The sequence below is a fragment of the Mesorhizobium sp. M5C.F.Ca.ET.164.01.1.1 genome (assembly GCF_004792125.1).
GTDB classification, from domain to species: domain Bacteria; phylum Pseudomonadota; class Alphaproteobacteria; order Rhizobiales; family Rhizobiaceae; genus Mesorhizobium; species Mesorhizobium wenxiniae.
On sequence record NZ_SRTG01000001.1, the window covers coordinates 2,788,377 to 2,806,798 of the forward strand.

14 protein-coding genes are annotated in these 18,422 nt (G+C 61.1%); 9 read left to right on the forward strand and 5 right to left on the reverse strand.

Features of this window, described 5'->3' with window-relative positions:
• Nucleotides 1-353: 353 nt before the first annotated feature.
• From EN807_RS13680 to EN807_RS13690, 3 genes are read left to right on the forward strand one after another with little or no spacing between them, the layout of a single operon-like run.
• Nucleotides 354-2,303, forward strand: a complete 1,950-nt coding sequence (locus EN807_RS13680; protein ID WP_127313889.1) for a PrkA family serine protein kinase — start codon at nucleotides 354-356, stop codon at nucleotides 2,301-2,303.
• A 19-nt stretch (nucleotides 2,304-2,322) separates the two neighbouring features.
• On the forward strand, nucleotides 2,323-3,633 hold the full coding sequence (locus EN807_RS13685) for a YeaH/YhbH family protein (protein ID WP_135935288.1): 1,311 nt from the start codon (nucleotides 2,323-2,325) through the stop codon (nucleotides 3,631-3,633).
• A 9-nt stretch (nucleotides 3,634-3,642) separates the two neighbouring features.
• Entirely contained in the window at nucleotides 3,643-5,229 is a 1,587-nt protein-coding gene (locus tag EN807_RS13690; protein ID WP_135935289.1) for a SpoVR family protein, read from the forward strand.
• A 395-nt stretch (nucleotides 5,230-5,624) separates the two neighbouring features.
• On the opposite strand, the gene EN807_RS13695 is transcribed toward EN807_RS13690, so the two are convergent.
• Together EN807_RS13695 and EN807_RS13700 are read right to left on the reverse strand one after the other, a co-directional pair.
• Complete coding sequence (locus tag EN807_RS13695; protein WP_127313819.1) at nucleotides 5,625-5,831, reverse strand: hypothetical protein; 207 nt, start codon at nucleotides 5,829-5,831, stop codon at nucleotides 5,625-5,627.
• A gap of 99 nt (nucleotides 5,832-5,930) precedes the next feature.
• On the reverse strand, nucleotides 5,931-7,922 hold the full coding sequence (locus EN807_RS13700) for a protein-L-isoaspartate(D-aspartate) O-methyltransferase (RefSeq protein WP_135935290.1): 1,992 nt from the start codon (nucleotides 7,920-7,922) through the stop codon (nucleotides 5,931-5,933).
• 284 nt (nucleotides 7,923-8,206) lie between these two features.
• Between EN807_RS13700 and EN807_RS13705 the strand changes: the two genes are divergently transcribed.
• The 4 genes from EN807_RS13705 (at nucleotide 8,207) to EN807_RS13720 (ending at nucleotide 13,121) form a co-directional block, all read left to right on the forward strand.
• Entirely contained in the window at nucleotides 8,207-10,618 is a 2,412-nt protein-coding gene (locus EN807_RS13705; protein WP_135935291.1) for a phosphoketolase family protein, read from the forward strand.
• Nucleotides 10,618-11,790, forward strand: coding sequence for an acetate/propionate family kinase (locus EN807_RS13710; RefSeq protein WP_164783619.1), 1,173 nt, complete (start codon nucleotides 10,618-10,620; stop codon nucleotides 11,788-11,790). The genes EN807_RS13705 and EN807_RS13710 overlap by 1 nt, the downstream gene beginning before the upstream one ends.
• Nucleotides 11,783-12,214: a hypothetical protein gene (locus EN807_RS13715; protein WP_135935292.1), complete on the forward strand. Its 432-nt coding sequence runs from the start codon at nucleotides 11,783-11,785 to the stop codon at nucleotides 12,212-12,214. Before EN807_RS13710 ends, EN807_RS13715 begins: the two co-directional genes overlap by 8 nt.
• A gap of 265 nt (nucleotides 12,215-12,479) precedes the next feature.
• Entirely contained in the window at nucleotides 12,480-13,121 is a 642-nt protein-coding gene (locus tag EN807_RS13720) for a ThuA domain-containing protein (RefSeq protein WP_127313814.1), read from the forward strand.
• A 92-nt stretch (nucleotides 13,122-13,213) separates the two neighbouring features.
• Here the strand turns inward: EN807_RS13720 and EN807_RS13725 are convergent, their stop codons facing one another.
• From EN807_RS13725 to EN807_RS13735, 3 genes are all read right to left on the reverse strand, one after another.
• Nucleotides 13,214-13,879 carry a DUF6064 family protein gene (locus EN807_RS13725; RefSeq protein WP_135935293.1) on the reverse strand — a complete coding sequence of 222 codons (666 nt, stop codon included), beginning with the start codon at nucleotides 13,877-13,879 and terminating at the stop codon, nucleotides 13,214-13,216.
• Nucleotides 13,880-14,797, reverse strand: a complete 918-nt coding sequence (locus EN807_RS13730; RefSeq protein WP_135935294.1) for an aldo/keto reductase — start codon at nucleotides 14,795-14,797, stop codon at nucleotides 13,880-13,882.
• A gap of 197 nt (nucleotides 14,798-14,994) precedes the next feature.
• Nucleotides 14,995-15,660 (reverse strand): hypothetical protein, encoded by a 666-nt coding sequence (locus EN807_RS13735; protein WP_246684085.1) that lies wholly within the window; start codon nucleotides 15,658-15,660, stop codon nucleotides 14,995-14,997.
• A 235-nt stretch (nucleotides 15,661-15,895) separates the two neighbouring features.
• On the opposite strand from EN807_RS13735, the gene EN807_RS13740 reads away from it, so the two are divergent.
• On the forward strand, nucleotides 15,896-16,786 hold the full coding sequence (locus EN807_RS13740) for an alpha/beta hydrolase (protein ID WP_135935295.1): 891 nt from the start codon (nucleotides 15,896-15,898) through the stop codon (nucleotides 16,784-16,786).
• A gap of 2 nt (nucleotides 16,787-16,788) precedes the next feature.
• On the forward strand, nucleotides 16,789-18,357 hold the full coding sequence (locus EN807_RS13745) for an ABC transporter substrate-binding protein (protein ID WP_246684086.1): 1,569 nt from the start codon (nucleotides 16,789-16,791) through the stop codon (nucleotides 18,355-18,357).
• Nucleotides 18,358-18,422 lie beyond the last annotated feature (65 nt).

Consider the following 18,422-nt stretch of genomic DNA (forward strand, 5'->3'; position numbering starts at 1 on the left):
CGTTGCTCCCTTCCGGTCCAGGGGTGGACAGTGCACTGTGGTTCTCTTCACCGAATAACCTGTGCGCCGCCAACTCAACTGCTAAGTGCAGGCGGCCTGGTTCATTCCTCCAGAAAAACAGCTTGTCCGCGACGGGGTGTTGCACTCGGCACGCGCTGATGGAAGAATGGACATCCCTCGGAAACGTTCCATTGTGCGGGCCATTCGCTGGCTGGCTTTCAGGCGTTCACTATATATGTCTCGACCCCTAACATCCGGTCGCAGACGCACTACGTGATGATAGGGAACCACAAAGGCTTTCCGATAGTTGAATGAAGGGCGACAGCAACCAGACCGGCCGGGGCGAGGATACCATGCGCGAGAACCAGTCCGACGTCTTCGATCTGTTTTCGGAGATTTACACGAATGCGGCGCAAGAGGAGATAAGCATCCAGCAATATCTCCTTGCCTGCCGCGAGGATAAATCGATGTATGCCTCGGCGCCCGAACGGATGGTCGAGGCGATCGGCGAGCCTACCCTGATCGACACCAGCATGGATGAGCGGCTCGGCCGCATTTTCGCCAACAGGACAATCAAGGTCTATCCCACCTTCTCCGAGTTTTATGGCATGGAGGACACGATCGAGCGCATAGCCGGCTATTTCCGCTATGCCTCTCAAGGGCTCGAGGAACGCAAGCAGATCCTCTATCTGCTTGGCCCTGTCGGCGGCGGTAAGTCCTCGCTCGCCGAACGGCTGAAGAAGCTGATGGAGCAGCGGCCGATCTATACGCTGAAGGTGGGCGGCCAGATCAGCCCGGTTTTCGAATCGCCGCTAGGGCTTTTCAATCCTGACCGCATGGGCGACCTTTTGGAGGACAAATACGGCATCGCGCGGCGCCGGCTGAACGGCCTGATCTCGCCGTGGGCGGCCAAGCGCCTCGATGAACTGTCCGGCGACATCTCCAAGTTCAGCGTCGTGAAGCTGATGCCTTCGCGGCTGCGCCAGATCGGCATCGCCAAGACCGAGCCGGGCGATGAGAACAACCAGGACGTTTCGGCCCTGGTCGGCAAGGTCGATATACGACAACTCGAGAATTTCAGCCAATCCGATCCGGACGCCTATTCCTACAGCGGCGGCCTGAACCGGACCACGCAAGGGTTGCTTGAGTTCGTCGAGATGTTCAAGGCGCCGATCAAAGTCCTCCATCCGTTGCTGACCGCTACCCAGGAAGGCAGCTACAACGGTACGGAGAACTTCGGATCGTTCCCTTATCAGGGCATCGTCGTAGCCCATTCCAACGAGTCGGAATGGCTGCAGTTCAAGAACAACAAGAACAACGAGGCGTTCCTCGACCGCATCCTGGTGGTCAAGGTGCCGTACTGCCTGCAGGTCACCGAAGAAAGGCAGATCTACGAAAAGCTGCTGCGCGAAAGCGAGTTGGCTTCCAGTCCCTGTGCACCGGAGGTGCTGGACATTCTCAGCCGGTTCACCGTCTCGACCCGTCTGGCCGAGCACGACAACTCGCCGCTTTACACCAAGATGCGCGTTTATGACGGCGAGAACCTCAAGGACATAGATCCCAAGGCGAAGTCGGTTCAGGAATACCGCGATGCCGCCGGTGTCGACGAGGGCATGACCGGCGTCAGCACGCGCTTTGCTTTCAAGATCCTGTCGCAGACATTCAACTACGACACCAAGGAAGTGGCCGCCGATCCTGTGCATCTGATGTACATTCTGGAGGAGGCTATCAAGCGCGAGCAGTTCCCGAAGGAAACGGAGGCTGCCTATCTCGACTTCATAAAGTCGGAACTGGCGACGCGTTATGCCGAGTTCATCGGCCATGAGATTCAGAAGGCCTATCTGGAATCCTACAGCGAATACGGCCAGAACCTGTTCGACCGCTACATCGCCTACGCCGATGCCTGGATCGAGGATCAGGACTACAAAGACCCCGATACAGGCCAGATCCTCAATCGCGAGGTACTGGACAACGAACTGTCGCAAGTCGAAAAGCCGGCCGGCATTGCCAATCCCAAGGACTTCCGCAATGAGGTCGTGAAGTTCACGTTGCGCGCCCGGGCGAGGAACAATGGCCGCAATCCCTCATGGACAAGCTATGAAAAGCTCCGCGAAGTCATCGAGAAGCGGATGTTCGGCCAAGTCGAGGATCTGCTCCCGGTGATCAGCTTCGGCTCCAAGCAGGACAGCGTAACGGAGAAACGGCATACTGAGTTCGTGCATCGGATGGTCGGACGCGGTTACACCGAACGTCAGGTCCGCCGGCTGGTGGACTGGTACATGCGGGTGAACAAGGCGGGCTGAGTCCGGCCGGGATGGTTCCATGCCGATCTTTGTCGATCGCCGACTGAACCCGAAGGACAAGAGCCTCGGCAACCGCCAGCGCTTCCTGAAGCGTGCGCGCGAAGAGCTGAAGCGAAGCATCCGGGATCGGATTCGTACCGGCAAGATCGCTGATGTCGACAGCGAGCACGCCGTCTCGATGCCGGCGAGGGGCACAGCCGAGCCGAGCTTCAGCGATGCGAAAGACAGCGGCAGGCGGCAGCACATCCTGCCGGGCAATAAGCATTTCGCCCCGGGCGACCGGGTTCCCAAGCCCGGTCAGGGCGGCGGCGGTTCGTCTCCCGGGAAAACGGTCTCGGAGGACGATTTTCGTTTCGTGCTCTCGCGCGAGGAGGTGCTCGACCTCTTCTTCGAGGATCTCGAACTTCCCGACATGGTCAAGCTCAACCTCAAGGAGATACTTGCCTTCAAGCCGCGCCGCGCCGGGTTCGCCGCGACCGGTTCGCCGACCAACATCAATGTCGGGCGCACGATGCGAAACAGCCATGGTCGCCGGATTGCGCTCAGGCGCCCGAAGCAGGAGGAGCTTGATGCGATTGCGGAGCAACTCGCAATCCTGGAGGCAGAGCCCCCGAGCGCGGGGCCGGTACGCCAACGCATCGCAGCGTTGCGGGAAGAGCTCGAGCGACTTGAGCGCCGCCGCAAGCGGATCGCCTATGTCGATCCCGTCGACATCCGCTTCAACCGTTTCGACCCCCAGCCCGTGCCGAATGCCAATGCGGTCATGTTCTGTCTCATGGACGTATCCGGCTCGATGGGTGAACGCGAGAAGGATCTGGCCAAGCGCTTCTTCGTGCTGCTGCACCTGTTCCTGAAACGGCGCTACGACCGCACCGAAATCGTCTTCATCCGCCATACGCACGAGGCGCAGGAGGTGGACGAGGAAACCTTCTTCTACAATACGCAAAGCGGCGGTACGGTCGTTTCCACGGCACTCGAGGAGATGCGCCGCATCATCGAGCAACGCTATCCCAGCAACGAGTGGAACATCTATGCCGCCCAGGCATCGGACGGCGACAATTTCGTCACCGATTCCGAGCGCTGCATTGGCCTGATGGACGGCCAGATCATGCGCCTGTGCCAGTATTTCGCCTATGTCGAGATCATCGACGAACGTGAGAGCCATATTTTCGGCAGCACCGACAATGGAACCTCGCTGTGGCGCGCCTACAGCGCTGTCAACCAGAGATGGCCGAATTTCCAGATGAGCCGTATCGCCAACGCAGCCGACATCTATCCGGTCTTTCGCCAGCTCTTTGCCAGGCAGCCGGTCTTCCAGAAAAGCGCTTGAGGGGAGCCGATGGCGAACCAGACCAGCAAGTCCGGCCAAACCAGCAAATCAGGCCAAACCAGCAAATCAGGATTGCTCTTTTCAGGGTCTGACTGGGATTTCAAGACACTGTCGCGCGCCTACCAGGCGATCGAGGCGCTCGCGATCGAAGAGCTTCACCTCGACGTCTATCCGGTGCAGATGGAGATCATCTCGTCCCAGCAGATGCTCGACGCCTATTCCTCGGTCGGCATGCCGCTGATGTATCGCCACTGGTCCTTCGGCAAGCATTTTCTCTACCAGGAATTGCTCTATCGCAAAGGCGGGCGGGGGCTCGCCTATGAACTGGTGATCAATTCCAATCCTTGCATCGTCTACCTGATGGAGGAAAACACCATGGCCCTGCAGGCCCTGGTGACAGCTCATGCAGCGCTTGGCCACAATCATTTTTTCAAGAACAATCATCTGTTCCGGCAATGGACGGATGCCAGCGCTATCCTGAGCTATCTGGACTTCGCCAAGGGTTACATTGCCCGTTGCGAGGAGCGGCACGGCGTCGCCGCGGTGGAGGCGATCCTCGATGCTGCCCACGCGCTGATGGAACAGGGCGTGTTCAGATACCGCCGACCGCCGAAGCTCTCGTCTGAGCGGCAGCGTGAAGGCGTTCGCGAGCGCCTGGAGTACGAAGAGCGGTCTTACAACGATTTGTGGCGCACGCTCCCGCCTTCGAAGGACGGGACCAAGGCCAAGGAAACGGACGCCGGCATCGCAGAGCGGAAGAAAACGCTCAAACTGCCCGAGGAGAACCTGCTCTACTTCCTGGAAAAAAACAGCCTGGTCCTGGAGCCTTGGCAGCGTGAAATCATCAGGATCGTCCGCGTCGTCGCGCAATATTTCTATCCGCAGCGGCAAACGCAGGTGATGAACGAAGGCTGCGCCACTTTCGTGCACTACACACTCATGAACATGCTGTTCGATCGCGGCCTGATCAGCGAAGGTGCGATGCTGGAAATCCTGCGCAACCATTCGAACGTGATCTTTCAGCCGGGCTTCGATGATCCGCGTTTTTCCGGGATCAATCCTTATGCCTTGGGCCTCGACATGATGCAGGACATCCAACGCATATCGACTGAGCCGACCGCCGAGGATCGTGACTGGTTCCCCGATATCGCCGGCAACGGCAAATGGCGCGAAACCCTGCTCGACGCGTGGGCGAACCATCGCGACGAATCATTCATCCGCCAGTATCTGAGCCCCGCCCTGATGCGGAAATGGCGGTTCTTTATCCTCGCCGATGCCGCTAGCGAACCGCATTACGAAGTCGCGTCGATCCACAATGAGCGTGGTTACGAAAAGATTCGCGCGGGGCTCGCCCAGAACTACGACATCGGTGCGAGCCGGCCGGATATCCAAGTGGTGGATGTGGATCTGCTCGGTGACCGACAATTGCGGCTGGAGCACAAGGTGAAGAACGGCATCATGCTGGAGGAGGCCAGTCGCGACGCCGCCCTCCGCCATATCCGGACCCTGTGGGGCTATGAGGTCAGCCTGGCGGCGATCGATGCGCAAACGGGCGGGACGCTCAACGAACGTTCGACCAGCCAAATCGGGGAATGACCAGAACCTGGGATGGCCGGCGACGGCGTCGTTCTACAGCCGGGTTTCAACTCTTGGGCCCGATGCTCTGGCCGTCGGACCCGGGAAGGTCGGTTTCGTCGGAATCTCGGATGGTGTCTCGGGAGGAATTTCGACGGGCTGCCTTTGCGGGCTGGGAACGGGATCGGGCGAAGGCGGAGGAACGCCCGGAGGCTCATCCGGCGGAGTTTCCGGCGGAGCAGGCGGCCGGACAGGCTCAGGATTCGGATTATCCGGCATCGGCACGGGATTGTTCGGATCAGGATCAGGATCGGTCATGGGATATTCTCCGAAGCTTGCTTCACATCTCCTGCGCGCCGCGACAATCATAAAATGCGCGCACCTCCCTGACCCGTGCCTCGTAACACGCAGCGACGCTACTTGTTCGTCCGCATCCTTTGCCTTGGATTGATCCCGCCAAGGGCGTTGGTGTCGTTCTCGACATCGCCTTCGATCGTGTTTTCGCCTTCGAGTAAGAGTTCGTCGCCTTCCTTGATCGTGCCCTTGGAGGTCCCGATACCGGGATTGCTCCTCAGATCGGCATCGCTCGGCTTTTTCCACTTTGGATGTTTGGTTCCGCTCATGGCACAACTCCTTCGAAAAGGGTCCTGTTGTAGAAAACAGCAGGGCGCGATGAATGTTCCGCCGAAACTCACTTTGATGCGGCGTTGTCCGAGAGGCGGCTAAAGCCCGAACGGATAGGTGTCGGGAACGCCCGTTCCCATATGCTCCGGCCCAAGCGGCGTCACCGCGACGGTTTCGTCAAACCAGGCGAAGGCGTCAAACTGCTGGGCAAGAGACGCATCCGCGTAATGGCTGCGCAGTTCGGTTTCCGGCCGATAAATCACGCCGATGAAGCGCTCCAGCCGGCGCTCCAGAAGCCGCTCGCGAAGATCGTCGTCGCGTTTGATGTCGAGCAGGAAACGCGAGACGCCGCAATCATGGCAAAGCCGCTCGTAGCTATCGTTGTGGGAAGGCCGCACCTGCTTTATTTCCATCTCGCTGTCCCAGTCGGAGGCCGCGGCCACTGTCCCGGAATGCGTACTGAGCCCGATCAAGGCCGCCTCGTCGCCGAAACGCTGGCGGCAGAGCTGGCCGATGTTTACTTCGTCCCTGACAATTCCCATTTCGGTATAGCGTGCATCTCCGATGTGGGAATTATGCGCCCACACGACCGCCTTGGCGTTCGGCCCGCGGGCTTCCAGCAGATGCTCGAGTGTCTCGAACATATGGGTGTCGCGCAGGTTCCAAGACTGCGCGCCGCCATAGTACATAATCCGATAGTAGCGTTCCGCGGAAGCGATCAGCCGGGCATTCTGGGTGGCATCCAGAAAATCAACGCCGTCCTGCTGCGCATAGTCGAGCTGCTTGGCAAGCAGTTCGCGGCATTGTTCAAGCACGGCCTGCTCGCATTTCTCGTAGCCCGATGTGAGCGCGACACGGCCGTAGGTGGATGGTTCATGTTGCCAAGGCGTCAGGCAGCCATAGCGTTCACGCGCGATCTTTGCTGCCTGCGGATCGACCCGATCGAGATATTGCAGAACCGCGCCGATCGATCCGCTCATATTGTAGATGTCGAGGCCATAGAAGCCCGCCAGCCGGGACGATATCCTGATCCGCTCATTGTGTTGTCGCATCCAGTCGACAAACGCGGCAACGTCGGTGTTGCGCCACATCCAGGTGGGAAACCGCTGGAACGGCGGACCGGCGTTGGCCCGCGGCGGCCGATGGCGGACGTAGCGGTCGATCGCCGCTGCGTCAGGCCAGTCGGCTTCGACCGCGACGATGGTGAAGCCGTGCTTCTCGATAAGCCTGCGGGTGATCGCCGCACGGGCCCGGTAGAACTCCGACGTACCGTGGCTCGCTTCACCGAGCAGGACGACGCGCCGGTCGCCAAACCGGTCGAACAATTCGCCGAACGCCGGATCGTCGAAATCCGGCAGCGGTTCGGCCGCTGCCGCGATCATTTCCGGCAGGCTGCGCGTGCGTGCGCGTCCGGACCGACGATCAGCAATACGGCTGCCGCTCTCGGGCCAGCCCTGTTCGCCGATGAGCGGGACAAACCGCACGCCGCCGAAATCCTCCTCGCTGTAAGTTGCAGCGCCGGTTCGGGTGACCTTGAGAAGGCGCTGATCATCCGGTTCGTCGCCGACCGGGATCACGAGCCTGCCGCCGACGTCGAGCTGTTGCTGAAGGGCAAGCGGCGCACCGGGTCCGCCGGCGGCGACCAGAATGGCGTCGAAGGGCGCTGCGTCGGGCCAGCCTTTAGTGCCATCGCCGGTGCGGACTTCGATATTGTCATAGCCAAGCTCTTCGAACCGCTGTCTCGCCGTTTCGGCCAACCCGGCGTGGCGTTCGATCGTGTAGACGCGTTCGACGATCCGGCTCATCACGGCAGCCGCGTACCCTGAGCCGGTGCCAACTTCCAGGACATGGTCGCCCGGTCCGATCTCTGCCATCTCGATCATCAAGGCGACGATGTAGGGCTGCGATATCGTCTGACCTTCGGCGATCGGCAGCGGCCCATCCTCGTAGGCGAATTCTTCAAAGCCAGGTGCGACGAAAGCCTCGCGTGGAACCTCACGCATCGCTTCCAGCACCTCGCGGTCATGGATGCCTCGGCGGCTGAGCTGGACTTCGACCATTCGGTCGCGTGCATCGGGAAGATCGAGCATCTTTTGCTCCTCTTTCGGGCTGGCGGTGCTCCGCACTGATTGTCCCCCAATCGTGCCTAACGGCTCCCCGGCGACAATCCCTCGATCGGCGTGCACTCTGCTCGCGCTTGATCTCATTTCGGCGGCTCGTCTCCTTAACCGTTGGCGAGCTTCCAGGTTCCTGCAAAAGAGCGATTGGCAGGCGCGGATGGCGGCTCCAGCCGAACTTATTTCCGTGAAAATCCTTTCTCCGAGGCAATCTCACTCCAGATATCGACGGGCGAACGCATTCTGGAGACGTTTCGATGAACGACGAGGCTCGGACCACTGCGCAGACAACAGGCCTTGATCAGGTCAATCTCATGGATCGCTATTGGCGCGCCGCGAACTACATTTCGGTCGGCCAGATCTACCTGCTCGACAATCCGCTGCTGCGCGAGCCCCTGAAAGCCGAGCACGTCAAGCCGCGGCTGCTCGGCCATTGGGGCACGACACCTGGCCTCAACTTCATCTACGCCCACCTGAACCGCGTTATCCGGGAACGCGGTCTCGACGTCCTGTTTATCTGCGGCCCAGGTCATGGCGGCCCGGCGATGGTGGCGAACACGTGGCTTGAGGGCACCTACAGCGAGATCTATCCTGAGATCGGCCAGGGCGAAGACGGCCTGAGGAGACTCTTCAGGCAATTCTCCTTCCCCGGTGGAGTGCCGAGCCACGCTGCTCCGGAAACGCCCGGCTCGATCCATGAAGGCGGAGAACTGGGATATGCGCTGGTCCATGCCTTCGGCGCAGCCTTCGACAATCCTGATCTGGTGGTCGCCTGCGTCGTCGGCGACGGTGAAGCGGAGACCGGTCCGCTCGCGGCGGCATGGCACTCCAACAAGTTCCTCAACCCGGCATCCGACGGCGCCGTGCTGCCGATCCTGCATCTCAACGGCTACAAGATCGCCAACCCGACGATCCTTGCCCGCATGGATGACGTGGAATTGCGGGGCCTGTTCGCCGGCTATGGCTACGAGCCACTTTTCGTCGAAGGACACGAGCCGATTCCCATGCATCGGTTGATGGCCACGAAGCTGGACACTGCGCTGGACAGAATCCGCTCCATCCAGAAGCGCGCCCGAGCGTCGGGCTGGCAGGGAGAGCGTCCGCTGTGGCCGATGATCGTGCTGCGCAGCCCGAAGGGGTGGACCGGACCGAAGGAGGTCGACGGCAAGAAGGTCGAGGATTTCTGGCGCTCGCATCAAGTTCCGGTGTCGAACGCGCGCGGCAACGAGGCGCACCGCAAGATCCTCGAAGACTGGATGCGGAGCTATGAGCCGGAAAAGCTGTTCGACAACAGTGGGCATCTGCGTCCAGAGTTGGCGGCGCTTGCGCCAACGGGGTCAAAGCGCATGGGCGCAACCCCCTATGCCAATGGCGGATTGCTGAAGCGCGACCTCGTGCTTCCCGATTGGAAAAGCCTGGCGCTCGACGTGGCGCGTCCGGGAGGTGCCACAGCCGAGGCGACGCGGATTCTCGGAAGCTATCTCCGCGACGTCATACGCCTGAATGCGGAGGCCAGGAATTTCCGGCTGATGGGGCCGGATGAGACGTCCTCCAACCGCCTTGACGACGTCTTCGAGGTTACGGACCGGGTCTGGATGCAGCGGATCGAGCCCTACGACGTCCAGCTCTCCCGTGACGGCCGTGTCATGGAAGTGCTCAGCGAGCATCTCTGCCAGGGTTGGCTGGAGGGCTATCTGCTGACCGGCCGGCATGGCATGTTTTCCTGTTACGAGGCGTTCATTCACATCGTCGATTCCATGGTCAACCAGCATGCGAAATGGCTGAAGACATCCCGCGAGCTTGCCTGGCGCAAGCCGATCGCTTCACTCAATTATCTGCTGACCTCTCATGTCTGGCGGCAGGATCACAACGGCTTCAGCCACCAGGATCCGGGCTTTGCCGATCTCGTCGCCAACAAGAAGGCCGATACCGTCAGGCTCTATTTCCCGCCGGATGCCAACACGCTGCTCTGGATCACCGACCATTGCATGAGAACCTACAACCGCATCAACGTTATCACCGCCGGCAAGCAGCCGGCGCCGCAATGGCTGTCTGTTGAAGATGCAGAAACGCACTGCAGCGCGGGGGCGGGGATCTGGGAATGGGCCGGAACGGTTGCGAAGGGCGAGGATCCGGATGTGGTGATGGCCTGCGCCGGCGACGTGCCGACACTGGAGACGCTCGCTGCCACCGACATTTTGCGTTCGGCGCTTCCGGACCTGAAGATTCGCGTCGTCAATGTGGTCGACCTGATGACGCTGCAGTCGAATTCAAAGCATCCGCATGGCCTTGCCGGTGAGGATTTCGACGCGCTGTTCACGAAAACCAGGCCGGTCATCTTCGCCTATCACGGCTATCCCTACCTTATCCACCGGCTGACCTACCGACGCGCCAACCATGACAACATGCATGTGCACGGTTTTCGCGAGGAAGGTACAACCACCACGCCGTTCGACATGGTTGTGCTCAATGAACTTGACCGTTTCAACCTGGCGCTCGCCGCGATCAAACACGTGCCAGGTCTCGCCGAACAGGCGAAAAATCTTGCCGCCGAACTTCACGGGAAGCTCGCGGAACACAAGGCTTACGTCCGCGAGTACGGCGAAGACATGCCCGAAATTCAGAAGTGGAACTGGCCTGATAACAGTGCGACGAAGGTTGCCGAGTGATGCGACACGCCATTCTTGCACTGAACGCCGGCTCCTCCAGCATCAAATTCGGACTATACGATGTTGAACCCTCCGCAGAACTGCAACTCGTCTCGCGTGGTACGCTGGACCTGGGCGATGCGCCGAGGCTCAGCGTGAAAGCGGCCGATGGAACAGTGCAGTGTGATCGGCCGCTTGCCGGAGACGCGTACGAGGCCAGCATCGGCGCATTGCTCGACTGGATCGAGAGCGAACTTGGCGGCAGAAAACTGGTCTCCGCCGGACACCGCATCGTGCATGGCGGGCGCGAGTTCGTCGAACCCGTCCGTCTGACGCCGGACGTAATCGAGGCCTTGGACAGGCTGACGCCGCTTGCTCCGCTGCATCAGCCTCGCAGTCTCGCGCCGATCCGCACACTTGCGGCGCTGCGGCCGGATCTGCCGCAGGTCGGATGTTTCGACACAGCCTTCCATCAGACGATCGATCCGATCGTGAGCCGCTTCGCGCTACCGCGTAGATTTGATGAGGACGGAATTCGCCGCTACGGGTTTCATGGTCTCTCCTACGAATACATCGCCGGGCGGCTCAAGGAGATAGCGCCCGCTCTTGCGGCGAAGCGGACAATCGTCGCCCATCTCGGCAACGGAGCGAGCCTGTGCGCCATGCGCGACGGAAGAAGCGTCGATACGACGATGGGCTTTTCCGCGCTCGACGGCCTGGTTATGGGCACGCGTTGCGGCGCCATCGATCCGGGCGTGCTTTTGTACTTCATCCTGGAGAGAGGTATTGCGGGGGAGGCTCTGCAGCACATGCTGTATGAGGAATCCGGGCTGCTCGGAATATCCCGCATCTCGGGCGACATGCGCACGCTGGAAGCGAGCGACGATCCCCACGCCCGCGAAGCGGTAGAACTTTTTGCTTTCCGGGCCGCAAGGGAAGTTGCCGCACTCGCCAACACGTTGGGCGGCCTCGAATGCCTCGTGTTCACCGCCGGCATTGGCGAGCGCTCAGCGCCGGTCCGCAAGGCAATATGCGAAAGGCTTCATTGGCTTGGCGTGGCGATCGACGAGCCATCCAATGGCTCTCATGCCGAGATCATAAGCCGACCGGACAGCAAGGTCGAAATACGCGTCGTCGCGACCGACGAGGAGAGGATCATCGCTCGCCACACGCGCGTGCAGGGGAATGCTTGATAACGCAATCAACGGCGCTGTTTTCCAAGACAAGGAACCCTGCGCGCCTGCGACCGTTCCCCTGTTTGATACCAAAGGGAGAGATCCAATGGCCGAAACCGCTAACAACGCAGGCGCCTCAAAGGCGGCAAACGAAGCCCAGGAGGCGATGAAGAAGCAGATCGCTGAGCTTCGCCGCGAGATCACGAAAATAAATCGGACCCTTTCCGACCGCGCCGAGGAGGCACAGGGCTGGTACGACGGCGCCGCCGAACGGGCCTCGCGCGCAGCCCGGCAATTGCGTAGCCAGGCGCACACCATGACTGAAACTGTCCAGCAGAACCCAGGCACAATATCTTCGGCGATGATGCTTGGCGGCGTGCTCGGTGTTGTCTTGGGAATTGTGATTGCAAAGAGTTCCGAACCTGAGCGGCGGTGGTTCTAAGGCAGATCACCACCCTTGCAGTGCCGAGCCTATCGGCATCAAGCATGGCTTTTGCGCTGTTGGTATCGGTTGCCATGAGCGTCGCCAACCTGCCTGCGCCACGCAGCTAGAAGAATGCGGCAATCCACTGAACCGTGCTACCGCGGCGTTGGGGCTGTGCTGCGCAAACTGCCAAACTCAAACCCGTGACGACTAATTTCGTACAGCTCTTGTTTCATCGATCATCTTGCTGACAGTCTTCATGCACCAACTGACGGAGAAGAATATGCGGCAAGCGCTGATCGTATGGGGCGGCTGGGATGGACACGAGCCGGAAGAAGGTGCGCGCGTCGTCAAGGCGATGCTCGAAGAGGAAGGGTTTGGCGTGCGCGTCGAAACCACGACCGAGATATTCGCCGACCCTTCGATCGCCGATCTGAGCCTGATCGTCCCGATCTACACGATGGCCAAGCTTGCGAAGAACGAGGAGCTCAACCTGACAAAGGCAGTCGAGGGCGGTGTCGGCCTTGGCGGCTATCACGGCGGCATGTGCGATGCCTTTCGTGAGGCCACGGAATACCAGTTCATGTGCGGCGGTCAGTGGGTGGCCCACCCAGGCAACATCATCGACTACCGGGTCGACATCACCAGGCGCGACGATCCGATCATGAACGGTATCGATGATTTCTCGTACCGTTCTGAGCAGTACTACATGCATGTGGATCCATCGAATGAGGTGCTGGCGACCACCACCTTCTCCGGCGAGCACGCGTCCTGGATTGAAGGCGTGGTCATGCCGGTCGTCTGGAAGCGCCGGCACGGCAAGGGAAGAGTGTTCTATTCCGCGCTCGGACATGCCGCCAAGGAGTTCGCGGTGCCGCAGATGCGAACGATATTTCGTCGCGGCCTGGTATGGGCGGCGCGTTGAGAGCGCCGACGATCGGCGGAAGGCCTGCGCAGATATAGACCGCGCCGGTGAGCAGCAACGCCGCCAGAGCAAATGCCGAGCGCGCCGCCATATCATCGGGCAATGCGGCGCAGGGCCAAGGCAGCGACAGTGGTGGCCGCTGCCAGAAGCGGCAGCCAGGCTTGCGGATCGCCCATGGCATGGAGCGTCAGGCCGCTGAGCAGAAGCCACAGCAGCGGGATCGCAAACAGCAGCGGCACAGGCCCGCCGCTCGCTGCAAGCAGCACGCCGAGCGTCGTGATCGCAGTCGGGTCCGGCGCGATGCCGAAGACCTCGGCGCTCGCCCATGGGCCCCCGAAGAGCAGCGGGAGGAGGGGATAGACGACGATGCCAGCGGCCAGGATCAGCAGCCCGAGCCTTGCTGCGATGTCACGGCGGTCGAAGGCGAGGCCGCCGCGCGCGGCTCCGCCGAACGCCATCAGCAGCGCCTGCAGGCCGAAGGCCGGCGCGACATAGGCGATCGCCCAGTTGATCACTGCATAGCGGCTCCACAGGAAGGACCAGCCGACGAAGGCAAAGAGCGCGGCGAGGACGAGCGCAATCCAGAGGCCGTGGCGACGCGGCCGCCGCAGCACGAGCAGGACAATGGCGAGGCCGGCGGCGAGCGTCAGGAGATGCAGCGGCCAGAAGGCGGCATTGGCCAACTCGAACATGCGCCAGTAGACGCGCGGCGAGAAGAGCAGGAAATCTTCCAGCCGGTAGGTCCACCATTCCGACATCTAGAGATCCCGGACGTAGGCCGCCATCTGATCGCGCATGGCCGCGTCGGGGAGGGGACCGGTCGCCGCCAGCAGATTCTCGCGCACGTGTTCGACGCTGGTGGTGGCGGGGATGGCAACGGTGACGGAGGGATGCGAAAGGATGAACTTCAAAATGAACTGCGCCCAGGTCCCGGCACCGATCTCGGCCGCCCAGTCCGGCAGCGTCTCGCCTTCGAGCTGGCGCGTCAGCGCGCCTTGGCGAAACGGCCGGTTGACGATGACGGCCATCCCGCGCTCGGCCGCCAGCGGCAGGAGCCGCTCCTCCGCCTCGCGGTCGACGATGTTATAGGTGAGCTGCACGAAATCGAGCGGATGCGCGTGCATGATTTGTTCGAACAGGTCGTGCCGTCGTCCTTCGGACGTCGTGATGCCGACATAACGGATCCGCCCGTCCGCCTTCTTGGCGAATAAGGTTTCGAGATGCGTTTCCCAGGCGACGAGATTGTGGACCTGCACGAGATCGAAGCGCGGCACACCCCACAAGCGGCGCGACTGCTCGATCTGCGCGGGTCCGTCGGCGGCGGAGGAGGTCCAGACCTTCTCGGCGGAAAACAGCGCTTCGCGCCGGCCGAGCTTCTCGAGGCCATAGCCGATCACAGGCTGCGAGGAGCCGTACATGGGCGAGGAATCGATCATGCGGCCGCCCGCCGCGAAGAAGGCCGCCATCACCTCGGCGCACTCGTCGCGCAGCACCGGATCGTCGCCGACATTGAAGGTGATCCAGGTGCCCAGGCCCACAGCGGGAAGCATCTCTCCCGAGGAGGGCACGGCCCGCACCATCGGCGCAGGCGGCGCGCCGGGCGCGGTTCCCGGCAACACCAGAGCCGCTCCGGAAGTGGCGGCAGCCTTCACGAATGTCCTGCGGGTGATGATCATCGTCTGCCGTCCCTGTACTCCCGACTCCCTGTGCTCCCGACTACTTGTACTCCCGACCACAAGAATGGTTCCGGGCGATCGGCCTTCGCAAGGCTGATCGGCGGGGAGGTCGGTCTCTGGCGGCTGTTCGGAATATAGAACGCCTGCCTGAAATAGGAACGAACGGTGCAGGGCCTGGGGTGCGCCAGCCGGCCCGATTACCTGGAAACGGCTCCTGTCCTGACCTGATGGCGCCGGCGGGCATATGCCACGCAGCCGTCTACCGTGCTGACGCAGAGCGCATCGCGGTGGTTCGGCGTGTTGTTGTCGCCGGCGTAGGCGACCTCGGCAACATGGCCATCGATCATTCGAATTTGCGTGTTGCAATAGCCGCCAGGATCGACATTGAGCGATCCTCCAACCGTCGGGACCGCACCCACGGCCAAAGTTGGAATCACGACGTTGAGATTGCCGCGTTGAACGGTACGCTGATACGTCCAGATCTGGCTTCCGCCCGCATCGGCGGTGGCAGTCGGAAAGCCAGCGCACATTCGAACGTCCGCCTCGCTGAGACCGACCATCTCTTTGCGGGCTGCCGCCGTTGTGGCGTCTTCCTTTGGGAGGTTCGACGTGTCGTCAGGGGCGACGCAGGAGGACACGATCGAACTGCCGGTCAGGAGAACAACAACAAGGACAAGCGTTCGGATGCGGGAAGATATCATACCGACTGCAGTGATTGCGCTGAGCCCCGAGAACCTAATTAGGCAAGCAGAGAATCGAGTCAACCTGCACAACTTCACGATGTCGTTGTCATGCCGCTCGGCCGACCTTGAGCCGACGGCGCCGATGCGATCGTCGCCGTGATCGAAGCCCAGATGGGCCATGCGCACGCGCCGCTATCGTGCGCGACGTAAGCGAGGCGCGATGCACCTTTTGCAGCACGTCAGTTTCCGGAACCCGGAACTGAGGCGCGACGGGCCGGACACCTGCTCATGCCTGCTCCGGAAGCTTCGGCGTTATGCGACGTAAAATACGTACTTTCCTGACATCAGGGATAAACAAATGCTTTTCAGTCACACAAAATGATGAAAGAATGAGATTGAGATTAGGGAAAATTCGATGCGCAACGTCAGCGGACATGGCAGGCGCCTGTCCTATTACGACTTCGGGCACACCACGGTGTACGCCTCCCGCTTCGACCAGCGCTTCCCCTATTGTGCCTATGTGCCCGAGGACTATGACGAAGACGGCGGCAAGACCTATCCGCTGGCGGTGATCGTGCATGGCACCGAACGCGGCATGCTCGCCTACAGGGACGCCTTTGCCGACTTCGCCGAACAGAACGGCGTGATCGTGCTTGCTCCGCTCTTCCCGGCGAATATCTGTTTTCCGGGCGATCTTTCCTCTTACAAGATGCTGCGCCAGGGCGACCTCCACTACGATGCCGTGCTGCTGGACATGGTCGAGGAGATGCGCGAGCGCTACCGCATCAGAGGGGACCGCGTGCTGATGTACGGCTTCTCCGGCGGTGGCCATTTCACCCATCGTTTCCTGTTCCTCCATCCCGAACGTCTGCTGGCTGCATCGATCGGTGCACCGGGCGTCGTGACCCTGCTTGACTTCGATCACGATTTCTGGGTCGGGGTACGCGACTTCGAGAAAGTGTTCGGCAAGAAGATCGACCTCGACGCCATGCGCAAGGTCGCCGTGCAGATGGTGATCGGGGGTGACGATCTCCAAACCTGGGAGATCACCATCAAGCCGGAGGATGACTGGTGGATGCCCGGCGCCGATCTCGCCGGCGCGACCCGCAACGACCGGATCAGATCGTTGAAGGGCAGCCTGGAGAGACACAGCGTCGAGGTGCACCTGGATGTCGTGCCTGGCATCGCTCACAACGACCGCGAGCTCATCGCCAAGGTCAAGGAGTTCTTTGCGCGGACATTGAATGCCGCCCGCCTGAAAAACTGCAGTCAACAAACTGGAGATAAAAAATGGGAACAGGATTGAGAATGGGAAGGCAATTGATCCAGGTGCTGGCGGCAATCGCCGTGATGGCGTGTGCATTGCCGGCGACGGCGCAGGAGCAGCCGAAAACCGGCGGCACGCTCAAGGTTCGCATCAACGCCGATATCCGCGCCACCGACGGTCTCAGCCGAGACGCGAATACCGACACGGTGCTGCACCATATCTTTGAGACAATGGTGGCCTATCGCGCCGATCTCACAGTAGGGCCGGCACTGGCCGAATCCTGGAAAGTGTCGGACGACGGCAAGACCTATGCCTTTACGCTGCGCGACGGCGCCGCTTTCCACAATGGCGACGCCGTGACCTCATCCGACGTCAAATGGAACTGGGACCGCCGCATGGACCCAGCCAACCAGTGGTTCTGCATTCCGTTCTTCGATGGCAGCCAGGGCCTCAAGGTCGAGCAAGTGGCGACGCCTGATCCACGCACCGTCGTCTTCACGCTCAACGCGCCGAATGCGCTCTTTTTGGCGCAGCTCGCTAGTGTCCAGTGCAATGGCTGGGTGGCCAGCCCGAAGAATGTCGGCGCTGACGGCAAATGGATCGCCGATTCCGCCATCGGCAGCGGTCCCTTCACGCTGAAGGAATGGGTCAAGGGCCAGTATTTGGCGCTCGAACGCTTTGCCGACTACAAGCCGGTGAAGGAGGCGCCAAGTGGCTTTGCCGGCAGCCGTGAGGCCTATGTCGACGAGGTGCGCTTTATCGTCATCCCTGACACGGCGGCGGCGGAGACCGCGCTGTTTGCCGGCGAGTTCGACGTGCTTCCCGACCTTGAATCATCGCGTGTCGAGGAAGCCAAGTCGCGGGGCATGACGGTGCTGTCGACGCAAGGCCTTTCATGGACGGCGATCCTGCTGCAAACCAAGGACCCGCTGCTGTCGAACGCCAAGATACGCACGGCGCTGGCGCATGCCGCCGACATCAACCAGATCGCCGCCGCCCGCACCAACGGCGTCGCCACCGGAGATCCCTCGGCCGTCGCCCAGGCGAGCTCGTTCTTCGACGACGAATTCCTCAAATGGCCGCAATACGACCCGGTCAAGGCCAAGGCACTGCTGGACGAAGCCGGCTACAAAGGCGAGCCGATCAAGATCCAGACCAATACCCGCTACCAGGGCATGTATGAGAACGCGGTGCTGCTGCAGGCGATGCTGACGGCCGCGGGCTTCAATGCCCAGCTCGAAGTGCTGGATTGGGCGGCACAGCTCGACAATTACCTTGCCGGCAAATTCCAGATCCAGTCCTTCGGCTACTCGGCTCGTCTCGATCCGTCGCTAATGTATGGCGTCATCCTCGGCGACAAGGCGACCGACCCGACGGCGCAGTGGGACAGCAAGGAAGCCCTCGACCTCTACACGAAGTCGATGGCCACGACCGACCCCGGACAACGCAAGGCGCTGTTCAAGCAGCTCCATGCCCTCATGGCAAAGGATGTGCCGATCCTTGGCCTCTACTACGAGCCATCCGTCGACGCGGTGTCATCGAAGGTGAAGGGCTATTCGGTATGGCCCGCGGCAAACCCCCGCGTATGGGGTGTTTGGAAAAGCGAATAGACTGGCGGTTGTCTGTCGCTCGAGAGATCGAAGGCGTGTTGCCTCCGATCTTTCGTTTGAGGTCC